Origin of the sequence: Burkholderia sp. LK4, from assembly GCF_001043615.1 — a bacterium.
In the GTDB taxonomy this organism is placed as follows: Bacteria; Pseudomonadota; Gammaproteobacteria; order Burkholderiales; family Burkholderiaceae; genus Burkholderia; species Burkholderia cepacia.
The window spans coordinates 1-9,923 of sequence record NZ_LDUL01000136.1; the positions used below are offsets into that span (position 1 = coordinate 1).

Here is a 9,923-nt window from a genome sequence, read left to right on the forward strand (position 1 = left end):
GTTGCTTAACTGAACGGCATTAGCCCCGGGGGGCGCCTTTTTCATGACGTCGAGTGTCCCGCGAAGAATCAGAACTGGTCTTCCGTCAACGCGAGCACGCCCTCGTTGCCCTTCGTGCCGACGATCGACGCTTCGAGCGCGCCTGCCTGCACCAGCACCTGCTCCGCATAGAGCTGCGCGATCGCGATCTTCGCGCCGAAGAACGCCGGGTCGCTCGCGCGGTTCGCCTGCGCGGCCACCAGCGCGCGCGCCATCTGCCATCCGCACAACACCACGCCCGCCAGCTTCAGGTACGGCACGCTGCCCGCGAACACCGCGTTCGGGTCCTGCTTCGCGTTCGCCAGCACGTAATCCACCACCGACGACAGCGCCTTCGCGCCCTTCTCCAGCTGCACCTTCATCGATGCGGCCGCCGCACCGTCCAGCTTGCCCAGCGCCGCGACAGTCTCGCCGATTTCGGCGATCAGCGCCTTCGCCACCGCACCACCGTCGCGCAACGTCTTGCGGCCCACCAGATCGTTTGCCTGGATCGCCGTCGTGCCTTCGTAGATCGCCAGGATCCGCGCATCGCGGTAATACTGCGCCGCGCCGGTTTCCTCGATGAAACCCATCCCGCCGTGCACCTGCACACCCAGGCTCGCCACGTCGTTCACCATCTCCGTGCTCCAGCCCTTCACGACCGGCACCAGATATTCGTAGATTGCCTGATGACGCGCACGCTTCGCCTCGTCCGAATGGCGGTGGGCAATGTCGCTGTGCGCCGCGGCCACGTAGGCCAGCGAGCGTGCGCCTTCGGTCAGCGCGCGCATCGTGCCGAGCATCCGGCGCACGTCCGGGTGATGGATGATCGTCACCGACTGCTTGGCCGACCCGTCCACCGGGCGGCTCTGCACGCGCTCCTTCGCGAATTCCGCGGCCTTCTGGTACGCGCGGTCGGCCACGCCGATCCCCTGCATCCCGACGCCGAAGCGCGCCGCGTTCATCATGATGAACATGTATTCGAGGCCGCGGTTCTCTTCGCCGATCAGATAGCCGATCGCGCCGCCGTTATCGCCATATTGCAGCACCGCCGTCGGGCTCGCCTTGATCCCGAGCTTGTGCTCGATCGACACGCAGTGCACGTCGTTGCGTTCGCCCAGCGAGCCGTCGTCGTTGACCAGGAACTTCGGCACGATGAACAGCGAGATGCCCTTCACGCCTTCCGGCGCGTTCGGCGTGCGTGCCAGCACCAGGTGGACGATGTTGTCCGCCATGTCGTGCTCGCCCCACGTGATGAAGATCTTCGTGCCGAACACCTTGTACGTGCCGTCGCCCTGCGGCTCGGCGCGCGAACGCACCAGCGCAAGATCCGAGCCCGCCTGCGGCTCGGTCAGGTTCATCGTGCCGGTCCATTCGCCCGAGATCAGCTTCGGCACGTAGCGCTGCTTCTGCTCGTCGGTGCCGGCCGTCAGCAGCGCCTCGATCGCACCGTCGGTCAGCAGCGGGCACAGCGCGAACGACAGGTTTGCCGCGTTCAGCATCTCGATGCACGGCGTCGCGATCAGCTTCGGCAGCCCCTGGCCGTCGTATTCGGACGGGTGCTGCAGCCCCTGCCAGCCGCCTTCGACGAACTGGCGGAACGCTTCGCCAAAGCCCGGCGTCGCGGTCACGACACCGTCCTTCCAACTGCTCGGATTGCGGTCGCCTTCGACGTTCAGCGGCGCCAGCACCTCGCCGCAGAATTTCGCGGACTCGTCGAGCACGGCCTGCGCCGTGTCGTAACCGGCGTCCTCGAAACCCGGCAGTTGCGCAACGGTGTCGATGCCCGCGAGTTCCTTCAGCACGAACAGCATGTCCTTGACGGGGGCGTTATAGCTCATGGTGTGTCTCCCTCTTCTCTCTTCTGTCGATGGCGAAAAAAAAGGGGCGCTCGTCGCGCCCCTCTTCTCGTGTGCTTACCGCCTGAGCGTCACACTGCGTCAGCCGAGCTCGTTCACGAGCTCCGGCACGAGCGCGAACAGGTCGCCGACGAGGCCATAGTCGGCCACGCTGAAGATCGGCGCTTCCGGATCCTTGTTGATCGCGACGATCACCTTCGAATCCTTCATCCCGGCCAGATGCTGGATCGCACCCGAGATGCCGACCGCGATGTACAGCTGCGGTGCGACGATCTTGCCGGTCTGGCCGACCTGGTAGTCGTTCGGCACGTAGCCGGCGTCGACTGCCGCGCGCGAGGCGCCGAGCGCCGCCGACAGCTTGTCGGCCAGCGGCTCCAGCACCTTCGTGTAGTTCTCGCCGCTGCCCAGACCGCGGCCGCCCGACACGATGATCTTCGCGCTCGTCAGCTCCGGACGGTCCAGCTTCGTCACCTCACGGCTCACGAACTGCGACTTGCCGGCGTCTGCCGCCGCTTCGATCTTCTCGACCGCTGCGCTGCCGCCCTCCGCTGCAACCGGATCGAAGCCCGTCGCGCGCACCGTGATGACCTTGATCGGGTCGCTCGACTGCACCGTCGCGATCGCGTTGCCCGCGTAGATCGGGCGCTCGAACGTGTCGGCACTGTCAACCGCCGTGATGTCCGAGATCTGCGCGACGTCCAGCTTCGCGGCGATACGCGGCGCGATGTTCTTGCCGTAAGCAGTCGCAGGCGCAAGGATGTGCGAGTAGTCCTTCGCAATGTTCAGCGCAGTCGCTTCGACGTTTTCCGCGAGGCCCGCTTCGAGCTGCGGCGCGTCGGCCAGCAACACCTTCGACACACCTGCGATCTTCGCTGCGGCATCGGCCGCGCCTTGCGCGTTGTGGCCCGCGACCAGCACGTGAATGTCACCGCCGATCTTCGCTGCCGCCGCCACCGTGTTCAGCGTCGCGGCCTTGATCGACGCGTTGTCGTGTTCTGCAATCACCAGAATCGTCATTTCTTTCCGCTCCCTCTTACAGCACCTTGGCTTCGGTCTTCAGCTTCTCGACCAGCGTCTTCACGTCCGGCACCTTCACGCCGGCTGCGCGCTTCGGCGGCTCGGCCACCTTCAGCGTCTTCAGACGCGGCGCGACGTCCACGCCGAGGTCTTCCGGCTTCACCGTTTCCAGCGGCTTCTTCTTCGCCTTCATGATGTTCGGCAGCGTCACGTAGCGCGGCTCGTTCAGGCGCAGGTCGGTCGTCACGACCGCCGGCAGCGTCAGCGACAGCGTTTCCGCGCCGCCGTCGACTTCACGCGCGACCGTTGCCTTGCCGTCGGCGATCGTGACCTTCGATGCGAACGTCGCTTGCGGGAGACCGGCCAGCGCGGCCAGCATCTGGCCCGTCTGGTTCGAATCGTCGTCGATTGCCTGCTTGCCGAGGATCACCAGTTGCGGCTGTTCCTTGTCGACCAGCGCCTTCAGAATCTTCGCGACGGCCAGCGGCTCGACGCTGTCGTTCGATTCGACGAGGATCGCGCGATCCGCGCCGATCGCCAGCGCCGTGCGCAGCGTTTCCTGCGCTTGCGTGACGCCCACCGACACGGCGATCACTTCGGTCGCCACGCCCGCTTCTTTCAGGCGCACCGCTTCTTCAACCGCGATTTCGTCGAACGGGTTCATCGACATCTTCACGTTCGCGATATCGACGCCCGTGTTGTCCGACTTCACACGGACCTTCACGTTGTAATCGACCACTCTTTTCACTGGCACCAGGATTTTCATGCACACGCTCCAAAGTTACGAATACGACCAGAGGCCATTCTATAGCGAGGCCTCATGACTGCGCGGCCAAGCGGACCCAACCATCATGGTTGTCGAGGATACCGCTTCTTGACGACGCGCCAATGATAGCGAACGATCGTTCTATTTTAAAAGAGAAAAAACCCGGACGCAAAGCCCGGGTTTTCGATCATCGACTCTAATCCCGCCGGGCGTCCCGTGCTCTGCCCGTTACCAGGCGGCAATGACCGCGCCGCCGAACTTGCCTTCGATGAACTGCTTCACGTCGGCCGAATGATAGGCCGCGATCAGTTTCGCGACCCACGGCTTGTTCCGGTCCGCCTCGCGGATCGCGAGGATGTTCGCGTACGGGCCGTTCGGCCCTTCGATCGCGATCGCGTCCTGTTTCGGTTTCAACCCCGCTTCCATCGCGTAGTTGGTATTGATCGCGGCCGCATCGACGTCGCCGAGCGAGCGCGGAATCTGCGCCGCGTCGAGCTCGACGATCTTCAGCTTGCGCGGATTGTCGACGATATCGAGCGGCGTCGCCTTCAGCCCCGCGTCCGCGCGCAGCTTCAGGAGACCCTGCTTTTGCAGCAACAGCAGCGCACGGCCGCCGTTGGTCGGATCGTTCGGGACCGCGACGCGCGCGCCCGGCTTCAGTTCGGTCAGCGACTTCACGCGCTTCGAATAGATGCCCATCGGGAACGTGACGGTATCCGCGACCTTGATCAGCTTGTAGCCGCGATCCTTCACCTGCGCCTGCAGATACGGATCGTGCTGGTAGCTGTTCGCGTCGAGGTCGCCCGACGCGAGCGCCGCGTTCGGCTGCACGTAGTCGGAGAATTCGACGATGCGGATCTCGAGGCCGCTCTTCGCCGCGACCTTCTTCACCACTTCCATGATCTGCGCGTGCGGCCCGCCCGTCACGCCCACCTTGATGGTTTCGGCCTGAGCGTGCGCGCCCGCGAACAGCGCGGCTGCGCCGAGTGCCACCGCGAACTTCAGCATGAAGCGTCGTTGCATCGTCTGTCTCCCCTAACGGATCAATTTCGTCTTATTTGTGGCTCAGCCGGCGGACGAGCCAGTCGCCGAACGACTGCACGATCTGCACGAACACGATCAGGATCGCGACGACCGTCCACATCACTTCCGGCAGATAGCGCTGGTAGCCATAGCGGATCCCGAGATCGCCGAGCCCGCCGCCGCCGATCGCGCCCGCCATCGCCGAATAGCCGACCAGCGACACGAACGTGATCGTCAGGCCCGCGACGACACCCGGCAGCGATTCGGGCAGCAGCACCTTGAAGACGATCTGCGACGTGGTCGCGCCCATCGATTGCGCGGCCTCGATCAGCCCGCGGTCGACTTCGCGCAGCGCCGTCTCGACGAGACGCGCGATGAACGGCGCGGCCGCGAGCGTCAGCGGCACGACCGCCGCGGCCGTGCCGATCGACGAACCCGTGACGAGCCGCGTAAACGGAATCACCGCGACCAGCAGGATGATGAACGGCGTCGAGCGGACGGCATTCACGATGCCGCCGAGCACGCGATTCACCGCGAGGTTCTGCAGCACGCCCTGGCGGTCGGTCAGGTAAAGCAGTACGCCGAGCGGCAGGCCGACGAGCGCGCCGACCGCCCCGGAGATGCCGACCATGATCAGCGTCTCCCAGAACGACTGCACGAACATATCGAACATCTCACTCAACATACGAAAGCTCCTCTACCACCACACCTTGTTCGCGCAGGAACGCGAGCGCCTGCCCGACCTTGCCCGGCTCGCCGCCCGCGAGCACCGCGAGCGAACCGAATGCCTGCCCCTGGATCTCGTCGATCTGGCCGTGCAGGATGTTGAAATCGAGTTCGTACCGACGGATCGTTTCCGACAGGATCGGCTGGTCGACACCCGAGCCCGTAAACGCAAGCCGCAGCAGATGACCGCTGCCGGTCTTCAGCCGCTCGGCCACGCGCGCCTTCAGCGCGGGCGGCAACTCCTGCGCGATCACGTCGCCGATCAGCGCGCGCGTCACCTCGTGATGCGGCTGCAGGAACACGTCGATCACGCGGCCTTCCTCGACCACGCGCCCCGCATCGAGCACCGCGACGCGATCGCACACCTGCTTGATCACTTCCATCTGGTGCGTGATCAGCACGATCGTCAGGCCGAGTTCGCGGTTGATGCGCTTCAGCAGGTCGAGGATCGAGCGCGTGGTCTCGGGATCGAGCGCGGACGTCGCTTCGTCCGACAGCAGCACCTTCGGCTGGCTCGCAAGCGCGCGGGCGATGCCGACGCGCTGCTTCTGCCCGCCGCTGATCTGCGACGGATAGCGATCCTTCTGCGCGGACAGCCCGACGAGGTCGAGCAGCGGCAGCACCGCGGCCTCGATGTCGGCACGGCTTGCGCCGGCCAGCTCGAGCGGCAGCGCGACGTTGTCGAACACCGTGCGCGACGACAGCAGGTTGAAGTGCTGGAAGATCATGCCGATCTCGCGTCGCGCCTCGCGCAGCGCGCCAGCAGACAGCAGCGTGAGATCGAGCCCGCCGACGACGACATTGCCTTCTGTCGGCCGCGTGAGCAGGTTGATGGTGCGCACGAGCGTGCTCTTGCCGGCGCCGCTTCGGCCGATGATGCCGAACACCTCGCCCTGCGGGATCGTCAGGTTGATGTTGCGCAGCGCCTCGACCCAGCCGCCCGGCCCGGGAAATCGCTGCGAAAGATTGCGTAATTCGATCATGTAAACAAAACGGCGGCCGGCTGGCGAGTTGGCCCGCCAGTCGGCCGCCGATGCATCTGGAATAACCGACGATTTTACCGCAAACCCCTCATTCCCCTTAATAATCGATTTCGATCTTTTCATAACCACACGAAATTAGAGGGACGCCGCTGGCGCGCCACGACGATGCCGCGACTATGATCCGGAACACCGACCAACCGACAGGGGACACGCCAGATGACCGCCACCACCACGCCGGCCGCCGCACCTGCCACCGCCGGACCGGCACCATGGTCCCCACCCGCGCCGACGATGGGCCGCCTGCGTACCGCCGACGGGCTCGAACTGGCGTCGTACCGCTGGCCGGCTGGCGACGGCACCGAGCCGCCGCGCGCGACGATCGCACTCGTACATGGCCTTGCCGAACACGCGGGTCGTTATGCCGCGCTCGCCGGCCGGCTGAATGCGGCCGGCATCGAGGTGCTCGCGATCGACCTGCGCGGGCACGGCCAGTCACCGGGCAAGCGCGCCTGGGTCGAGCGCTTCGACGGCTACCTGAACGATGCGGATGCGCTGGTCGCCGAAGCCGCACGCGGCAATTCGCCGCTGTTCCTGATGGGGCACAGCATGGGCGGGGCGGTCGCGGCGCTGTACGCGATCGAACGCGCGCCGGCACGCGGCCACGCGCTGAGCGGCCTCGTGCTGTCGAGCCCGGCGCTCGCGCCGGGACGTGACGTGCCGCGCTGGATGCTCGCCGTGAGCCGCGTCATCAGCCGCATATGGCCGACCTTCCCCGCAATCAGGATCGATGCCGCGCTGCTGTCGCGCGATCCGGCCATCGTCGCAGCCAACCGCGCCGATCCGCTCGTCCATCACGGCCCGGTGCCCGCGCGCACCGGCGCGGAGATTCTCGACGCGATGGCACGCATCGAAAGCGGTCGCGGCGCGTTGCGCGTTCCGGTGCTCGTCTATCACGGCACCGAGGACAAGCTGACCGAACCCGACGGCAGCCGTGCGTTCGGTGCGCACGTCGGCTCGCCCGATCGCACGCTGACGCTGTACGAAGGCGGCTTTCATGAAACGATGAACGATCTCGAACGCGATCGCGTGATCGACGCGCTGATCGCGTGGATTCACGCGCGCGTGCCAGCGCGCTGAGCGCACCCGCTCCGGCCGGTCACGCGATCGTCAGATACCGGCCAGTACGCGCAGGTGCGCGACGACGCTGCGCCCGAGCGCGGACAGGTTGTAGCCGCCTTCGAGGCAGCTCACGATGCGCCCCTGCGCATGCCGGCGTGCCACCTCGACGATCTGCGCGGTCAACCATTCGAAGTCGGCTTCGACGAGGCCGAGGTTGCCGATGTCGTCCTCGCGATGCGCATCGAAACCCGCGGACACGAACAGCATCTGCGGCTTGAACGCATCGAGGCGCGGCAGCCAGAACATGTCGACGGCTTCGCGGATCGCCATCCCGTTGCTGCGCGCGGGCATCGGCAGGTTGACCATGTTCGGCGCCTGGTGATCGACGCCCGAGAACGGGTACAGCGGATGCTGGAAGAAACTGCACATCAGCACCCGCTCGTCGTTCGCGAACGCCGCCTCGGTGCCGTTGCCGTGATGCACGTCGAAATCGATGATCGCGACTCGCTCCAGACCGTGTACGTCGAGCGCATGTCGCGCGGCGATCGCGACGTTGTTGAAGAAGCAGAACCCCATCGCGCGCGCAGGCTCCGCATGATGACCGGGCGGACGCACGCCACAGAACGCATTCGCATAGCGGCCTTCGATCACCGCGTCGGTCGCCGCGATCGCGGCGCCGGCCGCACGCAGCGCCGCGCGCCACGTATCGCGGTTCATCAGCGTATCGGGATCGATCTCGACGTAGCCGTCGACCGGCGTCATGCTCCGGATGTAGTCGATGTGCGCCTGCGTATGCACCCGGCCCAGCGCCACCTCGCTCGCGAACGGCGCGGTTTCGTGCACGATCAGATCGTCGATGCGGCTCGCGATCAGTTGATCCTGGATCGCCGACAGGCGGGCCGGGCATTCCGGATGCCATTCCCCCATCTCGTGCAGCATGCAGTCGGGGTGCGTATAGAAAGCGGTTGCCATAAGCTGTCATCCGCGGCGCACGGTGCGCCGCAGGTCTCCATCAATGATGTCCATCGTCTGCCGCGAATTCGCCGCTAACTTACCACAACGGTGGCCTGCCACGCCCCGGCGCGCCGGATCCGTCGGGTATACTGCGCCGAACCCAATCGCCCTGTCCGCCCGCTTCGACATGAATTCCAGCAAGCCTGCCGCCCTTCTCTCCGCGCTGTTCCGTGTTCGCGTTCCGCTCGTCGCGGCCGCTGCCGTCGCGGCCCTCGGCACCGCGCCTGCCGGCGCGCAGACGCAACCCGCGAAGCCCGCGGGCACGCTCGTCGCACAGGCCCAGCCGCAACAGCCGACGCCGCAAGGCCAGACCTTCGAAGAGGAAATCGTTCCGCAGCGTTACGCGAACAATGCGAAGGTCGACGCGTTCATCGACGAGATGGTCAGCCGCAACGGCTTCGACTCCGCGAGCCTGCATGCGCTGTTCTCGCGCATCAGTTATTCGGCGACGGCGGTCAAGCTCGTGAAACCGGCCCCGTCGCCGACGGTCAAGAACTGGCGCGTCTATCGCTCGCGCTTCATCGAGCCGATCCGCATCAACGCGGGCGTGAAATTCTGGAAGGCGAACCAGGCAACGCTGCAGCGTGCATCCGAGCAGTTCGGCGTGCCGCCCGAGGTGATCGTCGGCATCATCGGTGTAGAGACGATCTACGGCCGCTACATGGGCAATTTCCGCGTGCTCGACGCGCTGACGACGCTCACGTTCGACTATCCGGACACGCCGAATCGTGACAGCCGCCAGGCGACGTTCCGCAAGAACCTCGAGGATTTCCTGGTCTGGACCCGCGACAACCAGCTCGACCCGACCACCGTGCTCGGTTCGTATACGGGCGCGATCGGGATCCCGCAGTTCCTGCCGAGCAGCATCCGCGAATATGCGGTCGACTTCGACGGCACGGGCCATGTCGACCTGCGCAGCAGTCCTGTCGATGCGATCGGCAGCGTCGCGAACTACCTGAAGCAGCACGGCTGGGAAACCGACCGCCCGGTGGTCTGGCAGATCACGCCCGACACGGGCAGCCTGGGGATCGCACAGGCCGCCGCCGACGGCCAGCCCGAACCGCACTGGGCACTGTCGCAACTGCTGCGCGCGGGCATGACGCTGAACGAGCCGACGGTCAACATCACGACCGAAGCCGGCACGCCCGTGACGGTGGTCGACCTGCCGTCGCCGGGCCGCGCGACCGAATACATGCTCGGGCTCAAGAATTTCTACGTGCTGACGCGCTACAACCGCAGCTTCTTCTACGCGCTTACCGTGTACCAGCTTGGCGAGGCGGTCAAGGCGCAGATGGAAGCGAGCGGCGCACTTCAGCCGAGTAACACCGATACACAGTCGCAGTAAGCACCGCCCGCCCAATGAAAAAGCGCCGCACTGAACTGACCCCGCAAAGTTGG

At 65.8% G+C, this 9,923-nt stretch carries 9 protein-coding genes; 2 read left to right on the forward strand and 7 right to left on the reverse strand.

Annotation, left to right across the window (positions count from 1 at the left end; translation table 11 throughout):
- Window positions 1–68: 68 nt before the first annotated feature.
- The 6 genes from VK92_RS38300 to VK92_RS38325 all read right to left on the reverse strand — a co-directional run bounded on the left by VK92_RS38300 (window position 69) and on the right by VK92_RS38325 (window position 6,392).
- Window positions 69–1,859: an acyl-CoA dehydrogenase gene (locus VK92_RS38300; RefSeq protein WP_048026737.1), complete on the reverse strand. Its 1,791-nt coding sequence runs from the start codon at window positions 1,857–1,859 to the stop codon at window positions 69–71.
- Between the two features lie 99 nt (window positions 1,860–1,958).
- Window positions 1,959–2,894 carry an electron transfer flavoprotein subunit alpha/FixB family protein gene (locus VK92_RS38305; protein WP_048026736.1) on the reverse strand — a complete coding sequence of 312 codons (936 nt, stop codon included), beginning with the start codon at window positions 2,892–2,894 and terminating at the stop codon, window positions 1,959–1,961.
- A 16-nt stretch (window positions 2,895–2,910) separates the two neighbouring features.
- Window positions 2,911–3,660, reverse strand: coding sequence for an electron transfer flavoprotein subunit beta/FixA family protein (locus VK92_RS38310; RefSeq protein WP_021157446.1), 750 nt, complete (start codon window positions 3,658–3,660; stop codon window positions 2,911–2,913).
- A gap of 228 nt (window positions 3,661–3,888) precedes the next feature.
- The gene (locus tag VK92_RS38315) at window positions 3,889–4,683 is read right to left on the reverse strand and encodes a MetQ/NlpA family ABC transporter substrate-binding protein (RefSeq protein WP_048026733.1); all 795 of its coding nucleotides are present in this window, start codon (window positions 4,681–4,683) and stop codon (window positions 3,889–3,891) included.
- A gap of 31 nt (window positions 4,684–4,714) precedes the next feature.
- Window positions 4,715–5,368 carry a methionine ABC transporter permease gene (locus tag VK92_RS38320; protein ID WP_006486982.1) on the reverse strand — a complete coding sequence of 218 codons (654 nt, stop codon included), beginning with the start codon at window positions 5,366–5,368 and terminating at the stop codon, window positions 4,715–4,717.
- Entirely contained in the window at window positions 5,358–6,392 is a 1,035-nt protein-coding gene (locus tag VK92_RS38325) for a methionine ABC transporter ATP-binding protein (protein WP_027788053.1), read from the reverse strand. The genes VK92_RS38320 and VK92_RS38325 overlap by 11 nt, the downstream gene beginning before the upstream one ends.
- Before the next feature lie 216 nt (window positions 6,393–6,608).
- On the opposite strand from VK92_RS38325, the gene VK92_RS38330 reads away from it, so the two are divergent.
- Window positions 6,609–7,529: an alpha/beta hydrolase gene (locus tag VK92_RS38330; RefSeq protein ID WP_048026731.1), complete on the forward strand. Its 921-nt coding sequence runs from the start codon at window positions 6,609–6,611 to the stop codon at window positions 7,527–7,529.
- Between the two features lie 30 nt (window positions 7,530–7,559).
- Here the strand turns inward: VK92_RS38330 and VK92_RS38335 are convergent, their stop codons facing one another.
- Window positions 7,560–8,483, reverse strand: a complete 924-nt coding sequence (locus VK92_RS38335; RefSeq protein WP_021157450.1) for a histone deacetylase family protein — start codon at window positions 8,481–8,483, stop codon at window positions 7,560–7,562.
- 43 nt (window positions 8,484–8,526) lie between these two features.
- On the opposite strand from VK92_RS38335, the gene mltB reads away from it, so the two are divergent.
- Window positions 8,527–9,870 (forward strand): lytic murein transglycosylase B, encoded by a 1,344-nt coding sequence (gene mltB / locus VK92_RS38340; RefSeq protein ID WP_081082833.1) that lies wholly within the window; start codon window positions 8,527–8,529, stop codon window positions 9,868–9,870.
- Window positions 9,871–9,923: the final 53 nt, after the last annotated feature.

Coding starts and splice junctions, on each gene's coding strand:
- VK92_RS38335 (WP_021157450.1), bottom strand. CDS start 8,483: ATGGCAACCGCTTTCTATACGCACCCCGACTGCATGCTGCACGAGATG.
- VK92_RS38320 (WP_006486982.1), bottom strand. CDS start 5,368: ATGTTGAGTGAGATGTTCGATATGTTCGTGCAGTCGTTCTGGGAGACG.
- VK92_RS38325 (WP_027788053.1), bottom strand. CDS start 6,392: ATGATCGAATTACGCAATCTTTCGCAGCGATTTCCCGGGCCGGGCGGC.
- VK92_RS38310 (WP_021157446.1), bottom strand. CDS start 3,660: ATGAAAATCCTGGTGCCAGTGAAAAGAGTGGTCGATTACAACGTGAAG.
- VK92_RS38300 (WP_048026737.1), bottom strand. CDS start 1,859: ATGAGCTATAACGCCCCCGTCAAGGACATGCTGTTCGTGCTGAAGGAA.
- mltB (WP_081082833.1), top strand. CDS start 8,527: ATGATGTCCATCGTCTGCCGCGAATTCGCCGCTAACTTACCACAACGG.
- VK92_RS38315 (WP_048026733.1), bottom strand. CDS start 4,683: ATGCAACGACGCTTCATGCTGAAGTTCGCGGTGGCACTCGGCGCAGCC.
- VK92_RS38330 (WP_048026731.1), top strand. CDS start 6,609: ATGACCGCCACCACCACGCCGGCCGCCGCACCTGCCACCGCCGGACCG.
- VK92_RS38305 (WP_048026736.1), bottom strand. CDS start 2,894: ATGACGATTCTGGTGATTGCAGAACACGACAACGCGTCGATCAAGGCC.